At 59.8% G+C, this 17,177-nt stretch carries 17 protein-coding genes; 7 read left to right on the top strand and 10 right to left on the bottom strand.

What is annotated here, in order from left to right; translation table 11 throughout:
• Window positions 1–47: 47 nt before the first annotated feature.
• On the bottom strand, window positions 48–722 hold the full coding sequence (locus tag EPD60_RS03785; RefSeq protein ID WP_131447009.1) for a hypothetical protein: 675 nt from the start codon (window positions 720–722) through the stop codon (window positions 48–50).
• A 416-nt stretch (window positions 723–1,138) separates the two neighbouring features.
• On the opposite strand from EPD60_RS03785, the gene EPD60_RS03780 reads away from it, so the two are divergent.
• The 4 genes from EPD60_RS03780 to EPD60_RS03760 all read left to right on the top strand — a co-directional run bounded on the left by EPD60_RS03780 (window position 1,139) and on the right by EPD60_RS03760 (window position 4,172).
• On the top strand, window positions 1,139–1,348 hold the full coding sequence (locus EPD60_RS03780; protein WP_131447007.1) for a hypothetical protein: 210 nt from the start codon (window positions 1,139–1,141) through the stop codon (window positions 1,346–1,348).
• 327 nt (window positions 1,349–1,675) lie between these two features.
• A complete protein-coding gene (locus EPD60_RS03770) occupies window positions 1,676–2,494 on the top strand; it encodes an ankyrin repeat domain-containing protein (RefSeq protein ID WP_165871395.1) in 819 nt (272 codons plus the stop codon).
• Between the two features lie 326 nt (window positions 2,495–2,820).
• On the top strand, window positions 2,821–3,213 hold the full coding sequence (locus tag EPD60_RS03765) for a hypothetical protein (RefSeq protein ID WP_131447003.1): 393 nt from the start codon (window positions 2,821–2,823) through the stop codon (window positions 3,211–3,213).
• A 113-nt stretch (window positions 3,214–3,326) separates the two neighbouring features.
• Window positions 3,327–4,172 (top strand): hypothetical protein, encoded by an 846-nt coding sequence (locus EPD60_RS03760; RefSeq protein WP_131447001.1) that lies wholly within the window; start codon window positions 3,327–3,329, stop codon window positions 4,170–4,172.
• A gap of 1 nt (window position 4,173) precedes the next feature.
• Here EPD60_RS03760 and EPD60_RS03755 read toward each other — a convergent pair whose 3' ends face one another.
• The 4 genes from EPD60_RS03755 to deoC all read right to left on the bottom strand — a co-directional run bounded on the left by EPD60_RS03755 (window position 4,174) and on the right by deoC (window position 7,274).
• The gene (locus EPD60_RS03755) at window positions 4,174–4,620 is read right to left on the bottom strand and encodes a hypothetical protein (protein ID WP_131446999.1); all 447 of its coding nucleotides are present in this window, start codon (window positions 4,618–4,620) and stop codon (window positions 4,174–4,176) included.
• Window positions 4,621–4,703: 83 nt separating this feature from the next.
• The gene (locus tag EPD60_RS03750) at window positions 4,704–5,879 is read right to left on the bottom strand and encodes a M20 metallopeptidase family protein (RefSeq protein WP_131446997.1); all 1,176 of its coding nucleotides are present in this window, start codon (window positions 5,877–5,879) and stop codon (window positions 4,704–4,706) included.
• Window positions 5,880–6,133: 254 nt separating this feature from the next.
• Entirely contained in the window at window positions 6,134–6,559 is a 426-nt protein-coding gene (locus tag EPD60_RS03745) for an SPOR domain-containing protein (RefSeq protein WP_131446995.1), read from the bottom strand.
• 46 nt (window positions 6,560–6,605) lie between these two features.
• Window positions 6,606–7,274 carry a deoxyribose-phosphate aldolase gene (gene deoC, locus EPD60_RS03740; protein ID WP_131446993.1) on the bottom strand — a complete coding sequence of 223 codons (669 nt, stop codon included), beginning with the start codon at window positions 7,272–7,274 and terminating at the stop codon, window positions 6,606–6,608.
• A 243-nt stretch (window positions 7,275–7,517) separates the two neighbouring features.
• Here deoC and EPD60_RS03735 point away from each other — a divergent pair, with 243 nt between their 5' ends.
• Together EPD60_RS03735 and EPD60_RS03730 are read left to right on the top strand one after the other, a co-directional pair.
• Window positions 7,518–10,583: an amidohydrolase family protein gene (locus tag EPD60_RS03735; protein WP_131446991.1), complete on the top strand. Its 3,066-nt coding sequence runs from the start codon at window positions 7,518–7,520 to the stop codon at window positions 10,581–10,583.
• A gap of 28 nt (window positions 10,584–10,611) precedes the next feature.
• Window positions 10,612–11,898, top strand: a complete 1,287-nt coding sequence (locus EPD60_RS03730; RefSeq protein ID WP_131446989.1) for an amidohydrolase family protein — start codon at window positions 10,612–10,614, stop codon at window positions 11,896–11,898.
• A 137-nt stretch (window positions 11,899–12,035) separates the two neighbouring features.
• On the opposite strand, the gene EPD60_RS03725 is transcribed toward EPD60_RS03730, so the two are convergent.
• Window positions 12,036–12,728 (bottom strand): hypothetical protein, encoded by a 693-nt coding sequence (locus tag EPD60_RS03725; RefSeq protein ID WP_131446987.1) that lies wholly within the window; start codon window positions 12,726–12,728, stop codon window positions 12,036–12,038.
• 73 nt (window positions 12,729–12,801) lie between these two features.
• Here EPD60_RS03725 and EPD60_RS03720 point away from each other — a divergent pair, with 73 nt between their 5' ends.
• Window positions 12,802–13,815: a potassium channel family protein gene (locus EPD60_RS03720; RefSeq protein WP_131446985.1), complete on the top strand. Its 1,014-nt coding sequence runs from the start codon at window positions 12,802–12,804 to the stop codon at window positions 13,813–13,815.
• Window positions 13,816–13,967: 152 nt separating this feature from the next.
• Here the strand turns inward: EPD60_RS03720 and EPD60_RS03715 are convergent, their stop codons facing one another.
• From EPD60_RS03715 to EPD60_RS03700, 4 genes are all read right to left on the bottom strand, one after another.
• Window positions 13,968–14,711 carry a LytR/AlgR family response regulator transcription factor gene (locus EPD60_RS03715; protein WP_131446983.1) on the bottom strand — a complete coding sequence of 248 codons (744 nt, stop codon included), beginning with the start codon at window positions 14,709–14,711 and terminating at the stop codon, window positions 13,968–13,970.
• Complete coding sequence (locus EPD60_RS03710) at window positions 14,708–15,739, bottom strand: sensor histidine kinase (RefSeq protein ID WP_207896536.1); 1,032 nt, start codon at window positions 15,737–15,739, stop codon at window positions 14,708–14,710. The genes EPD60_RS03715 and EPD60_RS03710 overlap by 4 nt, the downstream gene beginning before the upstream one ends.
• Complete coding sequence (locus tag EPD60_RS03705) at window positions 15,720–16,088, bottom strand: DUF4288 domain-containing protein (RefSeq protein WP_131446981.1); 369 nt, start codon at window positions 16,086–16,088, stop codon at window positions 15,720–15,722. Before EPD60_RS03705 ends, EPD60_RS03710 begins: the two co-directional genes overlap by 20 nt.
• 79 nt (window positions 16,089–16,167) lie before the next feature.
• Complete coding sequence (locus EPD60_RS03700; RefSeq protein WP_131446979.1) at window positions 16,168–17,016, bottom strand: LiaF transmembrane domain-containing protein; 849 nt, start codon at window positions 17,014–17,016, stop codon at window positions 16,168–16,170.
• Window positions 17,017–17,177: the final 161 nt, after the last annotated feature.

Genomic DNA, 17,177 nt, shown 5'->3' with positions numbered 1-17,177 from the left:
AGATGTTTAAAAATAAAAATGCCCCTCCATCCCGAGGGGCATTTTTATTACGATGCATGATCATCATCCCTTCTCACTCCCACATCCATCACCTTCCTATTCTCCTTATACTCCCGGTAAAACTCCGGCTCCGTTGCCTTGTACTTCACCGCTGCCTTATCCAGCTGCAGGCGCAGCACCTGGCCGGCGCTGGTCATCAGCTGGGCGAGGGTGGCGGTGCTGCTGCTGCGACGGGCCGTGGTGTTGCGTGGCACCGGCTTCTTTTCCACGAAGGCGCCGAGCAGGCTTTTCAGCTGCAGCGATTCGGTGGCGGTGATTCCCATTTCCGGGTCCCTCGTCAGGGCAAGCTCCGCGTCGGCGATGATTTCCCGGCAGGTGTTTTCGAGGTTCAGGTCGCTCAGCTTTTCGAGCGTCGATACGGTCCACTTGCTCCGCATGCTCATGCCGGCGTCGCCGGTTTCGGTGGCCCAGGCCTTTAGCTGCCCGCAGGCGATCGCGGTAGCGTCGCAAAGCGATGCGCGCGCCAGCTTCTTTTCAGCCTGCACGCTTTCCACCGACACCCGTTGCCCGGCGGAGGCGGTTCCGACATTGGCGCAGATGGATTCAAGCTTCAGAAATCCGCGCTTGAACGGCAGGTTCCGGTCGAGGATCCGGGGATTGGCGCGGCAGAGAGCGATAACGGCCAGCATCATGTTGAAGCGGCGTTCCTGGATTGTGGTCATCGGAAAAGATTTATGGGGTTATTGAATGCGGTGTCTCCCATAATACGGCCTTCAACAGAATTGGATTAGGTCGCTACCAAGCTACAAAAGTTCCGCGAGCTGTGCAATCCCTGTCCACTTTTTTTCAGTGTCCTCCGGCAGTTGCGCAGCCGCCTCCGACCGCACGCAAGGTGCTACGGAATGCCGGATAGGAAGCGCCGATGGTATAACGGGTGGCTTCGCATATCCGTGAGCGGGTGCCGCACTTCCATTAGCATGTTCCGGACGCTCGTCAGCATGCTCCGAATGGCTGTCAGTATGTTCCGAATTAAGATCAGAATGCTTCGGATTGCGACCAGAATGCTTCGGAATACCATCAGGATGTCCCGGATGATCGTGAGGTTGTCCCGAAAACCCCCACCCATCCCACGCTCTTTGTGACCAACCCTTCCTCTTTTGACTTGAGCCCGGGCACCGCCGCACAGGGCCTGGCACTCAATGCCGGCAAAGGGCGCGCGGTGGTGCTCGGCGAAGCCGCCCTGCTCGGCGCCCAGCTGAACCGCGACGGAAGCAAGGTGGGGATGAACTACAACCCCGGCAACCGGCAGCTGGCCCTCAACCTGCTCCATTGGCTGGCGGGCGAATAGCAAGCTGCCCGATCGCAGAATACATGATCACAGAATACATGAGCAAATGAATACATGATTTCGCGCCACCTCATTTGATCATGTATTCTGCATTCCCCGCATCCGTATGGCCGGGCGGCATTTCGCGGTTCGGATCACAGAATACATGATCACAGAATATATGAGCAAATAAATACATGATGCGAATCTGTTCATTTGATCATGTATTCATTTGTTCTGTAATCATTTGTTCTTACCTCCTCCCGGGACCGACCACTGGCTGCACCGTTTCAACAAACCCATTTCAGACAGCGTCTGTAGAACCTCTTAAATCTCTTTCTTTGCCCGGTGTTCCTCCCCCGCCAGCTCCTCGAACTCCAGGCCTTCGTGGCGCTCCCGCCCGACCTGCTCCGCTACCTTGCGCGGCGGCCGCAGGGGCGCCGCTTTCCCGCGCTGCATTGCTACCCGCGGGCACGGGTGCTCCACCGCGTGCAGGAGCTGCAGCAGGAAGGTGTCAAGAATCTGTTGCCCTTTGCCCGCCACGACGATGGCCGCGAGTTTTTCGTAGACCTGCATACCGGCGCCGTGCTGGATAACGTAAATGCCAAAGCGCCCATCTATCCTTCGTTCAGCGCCTTCCTGGAAGCCATGAAGACCGCCGTTGCGGAAGGCGCCCGCCGGCCGCTGGTACGCGCCGCCCGCGCCGGCAACCTTCGGCGCATCGAGCTGCTCCTGCGCCGCGGCCAGGATATCAACGAGCAGGACCTTGAAGGCAACACCCCGCTGATGGCTGCCCTGCTGGCCTGGCAATACCCCGCCGCGGAACAGCTGCTGCAACAGGGCCCCGACCTGGCCCGCACCGACCGCAACGGCCACACAGCCCTCATGTGGGCCTGCTACCGCGACCAGCCCCGGCTGGTGGAAGCCATGCTGGCCCTGGGCGCCGACCCGAAGGCCCGCACGGCGCATGGCGACAGCGTGCTGCTCTTCGCCCTCACGGGACCGAACACGGGCTCCGGCACCGGTAGCCCGGGTGCGGTGCGCCTGCTGCTGGCCGCGGGCGTCGACCCCGCGGCCCCGGTGGACGCTACCGGCCGCAGCGCCTTCGAGCTCGCCGCCGCCGAGGGCAGTGGCGCGCGTGATGCACTGCCTGAAAAGCATGGGTAGCCCGTGTCTGTTCCGCATTATAATCGGGTGTTCAATCTGGCGGCTGCAAGCAGCCTTGATCACAAAGGCACGACGGCAAAAAGGCGCAACGTTTTTATGTCGGCTACACAATAAATTTTCCCGTCGCGTCGTCGTGCCGTTGTGCCGTCGTGAACAAGAAGGCCGCGGGCCTTCCTGGCAAAAACGGGATCAACGCCCGCTCATTTTAACGTTACTTTTCGCAATTGACGACGCATTTTCGCCGTTTAAGGAAAACGCCTGCGGGCCGTTAAACGCTCCGCCGGTATTTTCGCCAACCCAACGAAAAACACCACCTTTTACAAGCCATGAAGCTGTTCTATTTTTTGATCACCCTGTTCTTCCTCGGCGCTTCCACCGGCGCCGATGCGAAGAACATTGCGGGCGGGTCCGACTCCCTGGCGGCGAAGCCGACGGTGTCGCTCGTCTACTTCACCACCTCGCCGGGTTACACCGGTGCGTTCCTGCAGTGGCGCGTGAGCCACACCGTGGGGCTCCAGTACTTCGTGGTGGAGCGCTCCTTCGACCACAAATCGTTCAAGCCCCTGGCCGTAGTGAATGCAAAGAGCGAGCAGCCCGTTTATTTCTACAAGGATGAAGAGGTGCTCGGCCTCCGTCGCAAAGCCTACTACCGCATCAAGGTGGTGGAAGCCGCCGGCACGGTGCCTTCACCGGTAAAGCAGCTGCGGCCCATCGAATAAGCGACAACGGTAAATGAACCCTTAGGCTACGCGCGGCGTGGCCTTTTTTATGCGCACCCGTGGCGCTTGCGCGGTCGTGGGAGATTTGTTACCTTAACGGATCAACGAAGCTTATGCGCCTGCTCCTGCCGTTCAGCCTGCTCCTGTATGCGGCCATTGCTGCCGCCCAGCCGAAGTTTACCGACAGTACCCTGTGGCTGCGGCCGCTCTACCAGGCCGGCGACCGGCTCACCTACCGCGTGGTGACGCACAAGGAGTTCCCCTATAAAGGCAAGACCATCACCGCCGATGCCGAGTACCGCGTAACCGTGGAAGTGCGCGAGGCCGACACGGCCCGGGGCTACCTGCTCGATTACTCGGTGAAGCTGGTGACGGCCACCGATACCGAGCGGCCGGTATACGCGCTCCAGGCCGCGGCGCTCAATGGCTTGCAGTTGCGCTACCGCCTGCGGAAGTACGGTACTTACGGCGGCCTTGTAGATACCGCGGCGGTGCGGGATTACCTGGAGCAGCGGCTTGCCTCCCTGCCCAAGCTCGCCGGGTGGACGGACAACGACGAAAAGATGTGGCAGCACGAGCTGGAAGCCTTCCGCCACGACCGCGAGCTGCGCGAATACCTGTCGCCGCTCGGGCTTATTCATTCGGGCAACCGTCACCTCTGGCGCAGCCAACCCCGCCGCATGGCGTCCCAACGCCTCAGGATTCATTCGGGCGACACGGCCCGCGGCGGCCAGGACCTCTGGCTCGAGCGCATCGACCGCGAGCGGAACACGGCCCTGTACCATATGGCCTTCCAGGGTACGGACGCCACCACGAAAGCAGCCGGTATCGTTACGATGGATTATGATTATGCCGTGGAGCTCAACACGGGCTGGCTGCAGCGGCTCTTCGTTGTACAGCGGCGCAGCGCCTTCCCGGGCTTCCGCACCATCCTGATCGAGCTGCTTCCTTCTTCCTGATTTATTCCGAACAGGCGCCTTCGGTGTCGGCGAGCAGGAAGCTGCGCACCGGGTTGCTGCTGTCGAAGGCCACCTCGTAGCAGGCACGCAGGCGAAAGGTATTGTCGTAATCGCTCTGCCAGTTTTCGTAGAGGATGCCTTTGTAGGTAAAATGATAATGTACCGACATGCCCTTTTTGCGGCGTGTCCGCTCGATCACCCTGGCGCGGGTGGTGGCGCGACGTTTGGCAATGGCGCCATGAAGCGCCTGCTCCTGTTCGCCGGTGGCGTGCCCGATGAGCCAGGTGGCGCCGTAGGTCACGCCGATAAGCCCGATGACGGGCAGTATCCAGTACTTCAGCGGGAAGCGCGTTTTCTTTTTACTACGACTGCCGCCGCGCGCGGGCTTTGTCTTGCCACGCGTGGTTTGTTGCTTGCTTGTATTTCTACGGGAGGGTGGTCGGGGCACGGATAGAGGATTGACAATTGCCACCTGCCTGCTTCGGCTACGCTCAGCATGACAGGTGGCATGTCAGACCAAGCTTACCGAGGTCAGCCCATCGCCCCGAACAGGGCCATCAGCCCGATGCCGGTTTCGATGGCGCTTTCGTCGATATTGAAAACGGGGGTATGGACGCCGGCGGTGATGCCCTTGGCTTTGTTGGCCGTGCCGAGCCGGTAAAAGCAACCCGGGATGACCTGCGAATAGTAACCGAAATCCTCGGCGCCCATGCGCACTTCGGTTTCCTGCACGCGGGCTTCGCCAAGGTAGCCTTCGGCCAGCCTGCGCGCGGCCGCACTGAGGGCTTCGTTGTTGTACACGGTGGGATAGCCCACATCAATGTGCACATCGGCGGTGGCACCCATCGATTCGGCGGTGCCGGTGACGATGCGCCGGATGATCTCGTGGGCCTTGAAGCGCCATTCTTCATCCATGGCGCGGAAGGTGCCCATCAGTTTCACTTCCGAAGGAATGACGTTGGTGGTATAGCCGCCATTGAATGCCGAGATCGTCAGCACGGAAGGAGAGAGGGGATGGTTGTTGCGGCTGATTACCTGCTGCAGCGCCACCACGATGTGGCTGGCTACGAGAATGGTGTCTACCGTCCAGTTGGGTGCCGCGGCATGGCCGCCGGGGCCTTTGATCGTAATGTACAGTTCGTCGGCCGATGCCATCACCTTGCCGCCGCGGAAGGATACGAGTCCTACCTCGAGCTGCGGGTTAACGTGGAGCCCGAAGATCCGCTCCGGTGCAGGGTTCTGCAGGGCGCCTTCCTTGATCAGCAGCGAGGCGCCGCCGGGGTTGCGCTCTTCGCCGGGCTGAAACAGCAGCTTGACGGTACCTTCCCACTGGTCTTTCGTTTCGGCAAGAATGCGGGCCGCACCGAGCAGGCAGGTGGTATGCACATCATGGCCGCAGGCATGCATCACACCCGGGCGGGTTGATTTGTATTCCACCTCGTTCTCTTCGTTGATCGGCAGCGCATCCATATCGGCGCGGAGGGCCACCACGCGGCTGCCCGGGTTGCGGCCTTCGATGATGCCGATGACGCCCGTGGTTGCCATCACCCGGAAAGGGATATTCAGCGCGCGGAGCTTTTCCTGCACATAGGCTGATGTCTCGTACTCTTCGTAACTGAGCTCGGGATGCGCGTGCAGGTGGCGGCGCACGGCGATGTATTCGGGGGCGTATTGGGATGCTTTTTCCTTGATGACCGATTCGAGCATGGTGCAAAGGTAAGCGACTGTTTCAAAGCTGGTAAAGTGCGAAGCGACGAGCGTAGCCCGTCATTGCGAGCGTAGCGAAGCAAACCCCGGCGCTACGCAGGGTGTCGGCGAGCAAAGGAAAGCTTTCGGAATACCTTCTGGTCACAATTACTCCTCTGGTCGTGGAGTTTGCTTCGCTACGCTCGCAATGACGCCAAAGGCGTCGCGCAAGCGACGCCTTTGGCATTAATTCGATTCTGTGTAAACAAAAGGGCTCAGTTTTCTTCGATTTCAACAGTTTCTTTCTCCGCCTTCAGCTCCACCACGTCGTTGATGATAAACACCCCTTTCGGGAACTGGCCGCTGAGTGCTTTGCGGTAGGGCTCGGCCTCGCTTTTCGTTTTGAAGTTGCCGGCCTTGAGGCGGTAATAGGGCGCCTGATAAATAAGATAGGCCTTGAGCTCGGGGTAAAGCGTGTAGATCTTCGACTTGGCGTTGATGGCTTCCTGGCGGTTGTTGGTGTTTACCACCAGCAGGCGGTAGCCGGGCGCGGTGCGGGACGAAGCCTTGCGCACCGCCACGTTGATCTGGCTCTGGCGCTTTGCCAGCAGGTCAACGCGCGGGTCTTTGTGTACCACCACGCTTTGTGCCGATGCGGCGCCGGCGATAAGCAGGATGAATAAGCTGAAGAGTAGTTTCATAAAGTGCGTATGCGCAAAAATAGTTCCGCTTTTACTTAAGCTGCGATCAGTAACCCGAAGCCTGGCCGCCTTTTTCACCTTTAACAATCGCCACGCTGGCGCTGCAGCCGAGGCGCGTGGCGCCGGCATCTACCAGCTGCTGCGCAAACACATGGTCGCGGATGCCGCCCGAGGCTTTGATGCGCGTACGCTCCGGCAGGTGGGCGCGCATGGTGCGCACGGCTTCGATGGTGGCGCCTTTTTCGGCATAGCCCGTCGAGGTCTTCATGTAGTCGATCGGGTAGTGGCGGTACAGGTCGATCACCCGCAGCAACTCTTCTTCCGAGAGGATGCCGCTTTCCACGATGACCTTGAGCTTCGCGTTTTTCCGGGCCACCAGGATGGCGGAGATCTCGGTTTCGAGGTAAGCAATGTCGTTGCTCTTCAGCGCGGCAAGGTGCATCACGAGGTCGATCTCGTGCGCGCCGTCTTCCACCGCCTTTTCGGTTTCGGCGATCTTGGCGTTGTAGTGGCTGTAGCCGAAGGGAAAGCCCACCACCGTGGCCACGCGGGGCGCGTGGCCCTGCAGGCGCTGCACGGCGTCGGCGACATAATAGGGCGGCACACATACCGCCGCGAAGTTGTATTCGATTGCCTCCGCGCACACTTTCTCGATTTCAGCAAGCGTGGTGGTCGGCTTCAGGATGGTATGGTCGATAAACGGAGCGAGTGACATAAGATATGTTTGAAGTAAGATGTGCGGTGTGCGATCTGTAATCCGTCGCCGGAAAGGTACGAAAAGGCTGGATGAGGCCGGTGGCGGTTCCAGATGCCCGATTGCTTTGTTATACCCATAAAGATGACAGCGCCACTCGATGTTCAGGCTTCACGATTTCTCTGAACCAATTTATTGCGCGACACGTTTTATATTTAACAGCTTCGTCATTATGAAGACTATACTTTCAAACATCCTTTCAACATGAGAAAATTGAACCTGCTGGCCGCCCTGCTGCTGGCGGCCGGCGCCACGCTTCATGCGCAGGAGACATTCCCGGTGAACGGGGTGGCCGACCCGCGCAACGAGTCGTACGCCTTTACCCATGCCACGATTGTCAAAGACGGCGGCGCGCCCCTCACCGACGCCATGCTGGTAGTACGCAACGGCCGCATCGTTTCGGTAGGACCCACCGGAACGCCACCCGCCGGTGCCACCGTGATCGACTGCAAAGGCAAGTACCTGTATCCTTCGTTCATCGATGCGTATTCTGACTACGGCATGCCGCAGGCTGCCCCCCGCGCCGGCGGCTTCAACCCGGCCGAGCGCGCCCAGCTCAACACCAATACCAAGGGCGCATACGGCTGGAACCAGGCCGTGCACCCCGAGCAGGAGGCTTACCGTAGTTTTGCGGGTAACGACGCCGCCGCCAAAGGGCTCCGCGACCTCGGCTTCGGCACGGTGCTCACGCACATCAAAGACGGCATCGCCCGCGGCACCGGCGCCCTGGTGGCCCTGCGCGGCGAAAAAGACCAGATGGCCCTGCTGCGCGAGCGCGCCTCGGCCCACTACTCGTTCAGCAAGGGTACCTCGGGCCAGGCCTATCCCAGCTCCATGATGGGCTCCATTGCGCTGCTGCGTCAGACCTACCTCGACGCACAATGGTATAAGAACAAGCCGGCAAACGAAGGTCTCAACCTGAGCCTGCAGGCCTGGAACGACCAGCAGGCGCTGCCCCAGGTGTTCGAAGCCAACGATAAATGGAACGACATCCGCGCCGACCGCATCGGCGATGAGTTTGGCGTGCAATACATCATCAAGGCCGGTGGCAACGAGTACCAGCGCATCCGCGACATCGCCGGCACCAAGGCAACCTATATCCTGTCGCTCAACTTCCCGCAGACACAGGATGTGGAAGATCCCAACGACGCTCGCTTTGTGTCGCTCAACGACCTGAAGCACTGGGAGCTGGCACCGACCAATCCCGCCGCCTTCGAGAAGGCAGGGATTCTCTTTGCCATCACCACCGCCGACCTCCGTGACCCCAAAACCTTCTGGGCCAACCTGCGCACCGCCATCAACTACGGCCTGTCGGAGAAAACGGCATTCGACGCACTCACCCGAGTGCCCGCGCAGATGCTGGGCGTTTGGGACCAGGTGGGCTCGCTGGAGCCGGGCAAATGGGCCAACATGCTCATCACCTCCGGGCCCATCTTTAACGAGAAGACCATCATCTACCAGAACTGGGTGCAGGGACAGAAGTACTCCGTGCGCGACGACAGCTGGCGCGACATGCGTGGTCTTTACAAGATTACGCTCAACACCAGCTCCGGACCGGTTGACTACATGCTCAACTTTCGCGAGAACAACGCGGCCTCGCTGATCGGCAGGGATACCGTCACCTCGCGGTTTTACTACGATGGCCGCCAGGTGCGCATTAACGTGGCGCCCGAACGGCAGGCAGGCCGCAACCTGGCCCTCAGCGGCATCGTAAACGAAGACCAGTGGAGTGGCACCGGCATCGACACCGCCGGAAACCGCCTCACCTGGACGGCGGTATATCAGGGACCCGGCGCTGCGCGCAGCGACAGCGGGCGGAAGCGTCCTGTCGGTCCGCTGGGCAAGGTCACCTATCCTTTCATGCCCTTCGGCTGGGACTCCACCAGCATGCCGAAGCAGGAAACCATCCTGATCCGCAACGCCACGGTGTGGACCAACGAGGCGGAGGGCATCCGTAATAATACGGACGTGCTGGTGCGCGACGGCAAGATCGCCGCCATCGGCCAGAACCTCAACGCCGGCAATGCCCGCGTGATCGATGGAACGGGCAAGCACCTCACGCCCGGCGTCATCGACGAGCACTCGCACATCGCAACGTCGTCCATCAATGAGGGCGGCCAGAGCGTTACCTCCGAGGTGCGCATCGCCGACAACCTCAATCCCGATGACATCAATATCTACCGCCAGCTGAGCGGCGGCGTCACCACCTCGCATATCCTGCACGGATCGGCCAACACCATCGGCGGTCAAACCCAGCTGATCAAGCTGCGCTGGGGTGCCAATGACGAAGGACTGAAATTTCAAGGCGCCGATGGCTTCATCAAGTTCGCGCTGGGTGAGAACGTAAAGCGATCCTTCTACCAGCTCAATAACAATACGAACAATAACCGCTTCCCGGACACCCGCATGGGCGTGGAGCAGGTGCTGGTGGATGCATTCACCCGCGCGCATGCCTACGAGAACGCCTGGAAGGCATACAACAGTGCGAAGAACAAGAAAGGACTTACTGCTCCCCGCCGTGACCTGGAGCTCGATGCGCTGGTGGAGATTCTCAACAACAAACGCTTCATCACCTGCCACAGCTACGTGCAGAGCGAGATCAACGCGGCAATGAAAGTGGCCGAGCAACTGGGCTACAAGTACAACACCTTCACCCACATCCTGGAAGGCTATAAAGTGGCGGACAAGATGAAGGCACATGGTGCAAACGCCTCTACCTTCTCCGACTGGTGGAACTACAAGATGGAAGTGGTGGACGCCATTCCGTACAACGCGCGCCTCATGCAGCAGGCTGGTTTGAACGTAGCTATTAATTCGGATGATGCCGAAATGGCCCGCCGCCTCAACCAGGAAGCCGCCAAGAGCGTGAAGTATGGTGGTATGAGCGAGGAAGACGCGCTCAAAATGGTAACGCTCAATCCCGCGAAGATGCTCCATATCGACAAGCGCGTGGGTTCGATCAGGCCGGGTAAAGACGCCGACCTCGTGCTCTGGAGCGACAACCCACTCAGCATCTATGCCCGCTCGCTGTACACCATCGTGGACGGCACCGTTTATTTCGACCGCGAGAAGGATTTGCAGCTGCGCCAGGCAGTGGCCGCCGAGCGTGGCCGCCTTATCCGTAAGATGAACAGCGAGAAGCGCAGCGGCGTTGCCGTAACGCCCGCGCAGCCGAGCTACCAGACGGTACTCACTTGCGGCGAGCACCACCACAGTCATGGCATCCTTACCATGGATGACCAGGTGGGGCAGGACGGCAGCGGGAATTGAATAACGAATATCGAATAACGAAATAGTCATGAAACGATTCTTTATCATAGCAACCTTACTAGCCGCGGTTCATGCGCGCGCGCAGGAGAACGTTTTGCCGGCGCCGAAGCAGTCCGGCCCGATCGTCATCCGCAATGTGACGGTGCATGTGGGCAACGGCCAGGTGCTTTCGGGCGCCACGGTCGCATTTGAAAACGGCAGGATCACGTCGGTGAACGGTGCCGGAACGCCAGCGGGTGCACGGGTGATCGACGGCACGGGCAAGCAGCTCTATCCCGGTCTCATTCTGGCCAGCACCGACCTCGGCCTCGTGGAAGTGCCGTCGGTGCGCGCATCGAGCGATGTGCAGGAGGTGGGAGAGGCCAACCCGAGCGTACGCGCGCTGGTGGCCTACAACACCGACTCAAAAGTGATCAACACCCTGCGGCCCAACGGCATCCTCCTGGCCAACATCGTGCCGCAGGGCGGCTGGATCTCGGGCGCCTCCTCGGTGGTTCAGCTCGACGCATGGAACTGGGAAGACGCGGCCTACAAGACCGACAACGGCCTGCACATCTACATGCCCGCCCTCATCAGCCGGCCGCGCGGCTTCCGCGCGCTGTCGGCGGCGGGCGATATCGATCCCATCAGGCAGGGCCTCGAGCAGGTGGACCGTATGAAGCAGTTCTTCCGCGAGGCAAAGGCTTATGGTGCGGCGCACACCGAAACCAATCTCGGCTTCGAGGCGGTGCAGGGACTTTATAACAAGAGCAAGAAGCTGTTCGTGCACGCCAACACGGTACGCCAGATGCTCGTGGCCCTCGACTTTGTGCGCGAGTTCGGCTTTGACATGGTGATCGTGGGGGGCATCGACTCCTGGCAGATCGCCGAGCTGCTGGCGCAGAACAAAGTGGGCGTCATCCTGAGCCAGCTGCACAACCTGCCCACGCTCGAAGACGATGATGTGGACCAGCCCTTCAAAACTCCCGCAGCCTTGCAGAAGGCCGGCGTCGTGTTCGCCATCACCGATGAGGACGGCAATACCCGCGGCCGCAACCTTCCCTTCAACGCGGGCACCGCGGCGGCTTATGGCCTTACGAATGAGCAGGCCCTGAGCGCCATCACGCTCAACGCCGCGAAGCTGCTGGGCGTGGACGACCGTACCGGTTCCATCGAGGTGGGCAAGGACGCCAACCTGGTGCTGTGCAGCGGCGATATCCTCGACATGCGAACCAATATCGTAACGAACGCTTTCATCCAGGGCCGTGACGTACCGCTGGTGAACAAGCAAACGCAGCTTTACGAGCGCTATAAAACGAAATACGGATTCAAATAATCGAAACAAAAAGACCGGCACTGCGCCGGCCTTTTTGTATGCATTCAATCAAAGCGTTTAATCAAGGGTGCCTTGAATCGTCCCTTGCTTTTCTTCCACACAGCAGCTGAATAAATGCCGCCGGTGCAATGCAACGTTTACAGCGGCCGGTCAGTAAACAGGCCGATCAGGAAAGAAACGATGCCAAAGCGAAGCACGATACCCGCGATCAGTAATACCGCAGAGATGATAGCGATGGCTTTGCCGTGGGCACGTGCAGCGGCATTGTAGGAGGGTACGCGGCTGCCGTCGGGAAGCGTCTTGCGGAGCGTGGCCAGCACGATGCCGTAGAGCAGCGCTACAACGGGTAGGAACACTACCAGGATCCAGGATGCTATGGTCCACCCGCGACTGATCGATTCGGGGTGGCGCATGGCGGAGATGCGCTGCCGGCGCGTGCTTTCGATCGCTTCTTCGTTGGCCGGGGCACCGCGTTCGGCGAGCAGCTGGCGGGCAAGCCGGAGATCGAGCGCGTTCCATTCTTCGGGGCGCTCCAGCACTTCCGTCAGCTCTTCGTTGGTGAAGGAGTAGAGGTAATAATCTTCCGGAAGGCTTGCCGGCGCCAGGGCTTCCCGTTCCAGCAGGCGGTTGGCGCGGTCGAAGTCGGCCAGCGGGATCTGCACCAGGAACAGATTATCGGTGCCCGCGCCTATGATCACCGCATCGGCTACCGGGCGCTGCCGGTAGGTGCGCGCCTCGATACCGGAACGGCGCAGCTGCTCCGCCAGGTCTTCGGCAAATTCAGGGGCATCGAAGCTGCGGTAGGTGCCCAGTGCACTTGCTGTTTCCATTAGTCTGGTTTTCCTGACAAGCTAAATAAAATGTCCCGGATCTTCCTGATTTATGGAAATTTGAAATATCCCGATGGTTCCGGTTTATCGTCCCATACCGCTGCGTCTCTGGCTGCTCACGATCGGTGGCATCGTGGTACTCGGCGTTGCCGGCTTTATGCTTATCGAGCACTACAGCTTTCTCGATGCGCTGTATATGGTCGTGATCACCATCACCACCATCGGCTACTACGAGGTGCGGCCGCTTTCGCCGATGGGAAAGGTGTTCAATATCGGGCTAATCCTCACTTCGTTCACGCTCTTTACCTATTCGCTGGCACGGCTGACGCAATTTGTGGCCAGCGGCGAAATGGCCGCTTATTTCAAACAACGGAATCTCATGAAAGCGCTCGACCACCTGCAGCAACACGTCATCATCTGTGGCTTTGGCCGCAACGGCCAGCAGGCCGCCCGCACCCTGCGGGCGCACAAGGTGCCCTTCGTCGTGATCGAGAAAGCGGCCGAGTCGTTGCGCGACTGGCTGCAGGATGACCCGGGACTCATCTATGTGCAGGATGATGCCGTGGAAGACGACGTGCTCCAGCTTGCCGGCATCGGGCGCGCCCGGGCGTTGCTGGTAACGCTGCCCGAAGACGCCGACAACGTATTCATCGTGCTCAGCGCCCGCTCGCTCAGTCCCGACCTGCAGATCATCAGCCGCGCCTCTTCGCCCAATGCGGCTCCCAAGCTGTACAAGGCGGGCGCCAACAACGTCATCATGCCCGACCTGATTGGTGGCACCCATATGGCTACCCTCGTATCCAAGCCCGATGTGCTCGAATTCATCGATTTCCTCTCGGGTGAAGACGGGGAAGCCATTCACATCGAATCAGTAGACTACGAAAAGCTGCCGCTTGCCATCCGCGACCGTTCCCTTCAGGAGATCATGGCCTGGAAAAAGACGGGCGTTAATTGCATCGGCATCAAAGATGAATGGGGACGCTTCGTGATCAACCCGCCCGACACTACAATCATCACCCCCGGCATGAAGGTCATTGTTCTGGGAACAAAAGAGCAGATTTTGCAGATGAAAGAGAATGTAGGATGAGAATTCGCATTGCCCTTGGCACAAATGAGAAAGAACGCGGATTTTTATGATCTGTTATGATTTACGCGGATGCTGGTACCGACATCTGCGTAAATCATAAAAAAATCTGCGCATTCCGCCCGCGGAATCAGCGTTCCTTCTCTTTGCCCGCTCTAGATTCCCAGCGTTTCTTTAAGCCGGGTGTACCCGCTCCGGCTAACCGGAACCCGCGCCCCGCTTTTTAAAAGTGCGAGGTGGCTTTCTTTTTCATAGGGCTCGATGCGGGTGATCTCACCGATATTGACCAGGAAGGAACGGTGCGTGCGCACGAACTGCTCAGCGGGAAGTGCCCCCTCGTAATAGGCAAGCGTGCGGTTTTTGAGGTGCACGCCGTCGCCGGTATGGATCTTCACATAGTCGTCGGCCGCCTCCAGGTAGTGCACCGCGTCGAAGGGGATGATGCGGATCCTGCCGCCGGTCTTGACCACGATGCGTGCGCCCGCGGCGGCTTCGGGGGATGGCTTTTCATGCACCAGCCCGTCTACCGCTTTGCGCTGCTGCTCGCGGCCGGCGCCGTCGAGAAATTTTTCCAACGCCTTGTTGAAGCGCTCTTTGCTGAAAGGTTTCAGCAGGTAGTCTACGGCGTGCGCCTCAAAGGCCTTGAGCGCGTATTCGTCGAAGGCGGTGGTGAAGATGACGGCGGGTGGCGTCTCCAGCAGCTCCAGCAATTCAAAGCCGGTGATCTTGGGCATCTGCACATCAAGGAAGATGAGGTCGGGCGCGTGCTGTTGAATGGCCTTGAGCCCTTCGAAGCCGTTGTCGCATTCGGCGGCGATGGTGATCTGCGGATGTGCCTGCAGGCATTCACGCACAAAGAGGCGTGCCAGCGGTTCGTCGTCGATGATGAGTGCTTTCATGGCTGTGGAATTTTGATGCGGGTGGTGAACACGCCGTCCTGCGCTTCGGTCTGCAGCAGGTCGGGGCGGGCAAAGAGCAGGAAAAGGCGCCGCTGCACCGAGCTGAGTCCGAAGCCGGTGCCGCGCCTCGGGCCGCTGGTGTCCGGGTCGAAGGGATTGCGTACCGAAAGAGCCAATACGCCATCCTGGCGCTCAGCGCGTATGTCGATGGTGATGGTGCCGGTGGTGTCGTAAAGACCGAATTTGATGGCATTTTCCACGATCGGTTGCAGCAGCAATACGGGCAGCATGCAGTCGCCCGCTTCATTATGCACCACCGTTTGCAGCCGGTGCCCGAAGCGTACCTTTTCGATCTCGAGATATAGCGAAAGGTGCTCGAGCTCGGTCTCGAGCGACACCCACTGTTGCGGATCCTGCTTCAGCGTGCCGCGCAGGAACTCGGATAGTTGCAGCACCATGCGGCGTGCGCTCTCGGGTTGTATCCCGATAAGGGTGTTGATGGAATTGAGGCTGTTGAACAGGAAATGCGGCTGCAGCTGCTGACGCAGATTGTTGAGTTCGGCAGTGCGCGAAAGCGCCTCGGCCTCGCTGCGCCGCCGCTCGGTGGCCTGCCGGTCTTGGAGCGTATACCAGAGCATACTCACGAGTGCCATGCAGCCGATCAGGAGGAAGATAAAGGCGCCCCGGATCCAGAAAAGATTTTCGGTAAAAAAGGCTTTCGTGGTTGCGGCACCCGGGACCAGCTGGTAGAGCCCGTAGCCGGCCGAAAGGCAAATGGCGGTAAGCACCGAGCAAAGTGCCAGCAGGTACCCGTAACGATTGCGGGCGGGGAGATAATATTGAAATACACAGGCCACGAGCCACACCATGGTGGCGAGCAGGGCCGTGCTGATGACCGCGTCGGCGATGGCCATGCGCAGCGGCAGGCCGGAATGCCATTCGATGGTGGCCTGGAACTGCGCCACCGTCCAGCAGCCGATGCCGAAAAAAATGCGGGCCTGCAGCGGTTTATAGATCGATTGAGACAAGACGTTCGTTTGTGGCGGTGAGCCGCTCGCGGATGCAATGCGACTTGTAGTGAACGAAGTTAACATAAGCAGGTGCGTCTTCCGTTTCGCGCACCTGCGAATAAAGCTCGGCTCCGTCGAGGGTGCCTTCGAAAGCGATGAGTTCGGCAACGTCAACGAAAGTCCAGGACACGAGCTGCTCGTCCTGGTTCACGAAGCGGTCCTCGCCGCTGCGGCCGATAGCAATAGCGCGGGCAAATGCGGCGGCTTCATCTTCGGCCTCCAGCAGCCGGAGCTGTTCATCGAACTGCGGCTGGTGCGCCCCGCTGCCGCAGGTGATGCGGTAAATCAATTTGGCAATATACCACATGGGAAAATTTTTTGATGTCGGATATCTGATGTCTGATCTGGTTGTGATCGGTCCCCAACCTAAGAACCCCAGAACCTTTCTAATAGTAGCTCCGGATTTCCACCCCGCCGAAAACGCAGGTTCCGTCGAGTACAACGATCTTGTTGGGAGCCGGGTTTACGGCCGGCGGGCGCTTGTCGTCCACGCCGCCGAATACGGCAACGAGCTCGCTTTGCACTTCCCAGTCGGGAGGAAGAATGAGCTTGGTGCCGCCGAACACATTGGTGCAGTCGATAAGCACGCGGCCTTCAAAGTCGGCCTGCGCCAGGTTGATCTCGGCGCCGCCCATAAAGGTGACGATCTCGCCGCCGCGGAAGGTTTTGCTGATCATGTTCTTTTTGATGCCGCCGAAGACCGCGGTCACGTCGAGCCGGTCGCTCCGGTCGGCGGGAAGGTCCGTGGTGGTGCCGGGATGATCGCCGGGTGTTGTTGCCGGCAGGTTGGTGGCGTTCATAGGATCATCTCCGTCCGGCCGGTGGCGGCGGCGCGAACGGAAGATGAAAAAGAGGCCGAGCAAGATGAGCACCAGCGGCCCGGCATAGGGGCGGAGGTTCACCGTGTCGTCGATGATGTCGAAGAGGTACACCGCGCCGATAAGAAGGGGGATGGCCCAGCCGAAGCCGCGAAAACGATGGCGTACGCCGATCCACAGCCCGATGCCGATAAGAAGCACCGGCCAGGTGAAGAGCCAGGAGGGGAGGGGTGCGCCGGCCTGGCGGGCCAGCAGCAGGCCGCCGACAATCAGCAGGAACATGCCCGTCCATACGCGCCCGCGGCCGTTGTGCATCCGCGCACGGCGCCGTTCCCAGCGTTCCTCCATGCGTCCCATCTTTTCTTCGAAACGTACGCGGCGCTCTTCCGCCCGTCGTTGCCAGTCTGTGTTGTCCATATGGGATAGTTTTCAACAAAGAAAGCAGGCAGAGCGGGGCAAGGCAAGTGCGAATCCGGGAGCAGGCGGACTTTACCGGTAAGCGGCGGGAAAAAACCGGTGAATGACGGAGCGGGAATCAGGGGCGGTAACGCCGTTCCCGCCAGGCGGGAATTCTTGAT

It is taken from the genome of Flaviaestuariibacter flavus (genome assembly GCF_004337505.1).
In the GTDB taxonomy this organism is placed as follows: Bacteria; Bacteroidota; Bacteroidia; order Chitinophagales; family Chitinophagaceae; genus Flavisolibacter; species Flavisolibacter flavus.
Note: the sequence above shows the minus strand (reverse complement) of the source record. Positions and strands in the feature narration are given on the sequence as shown.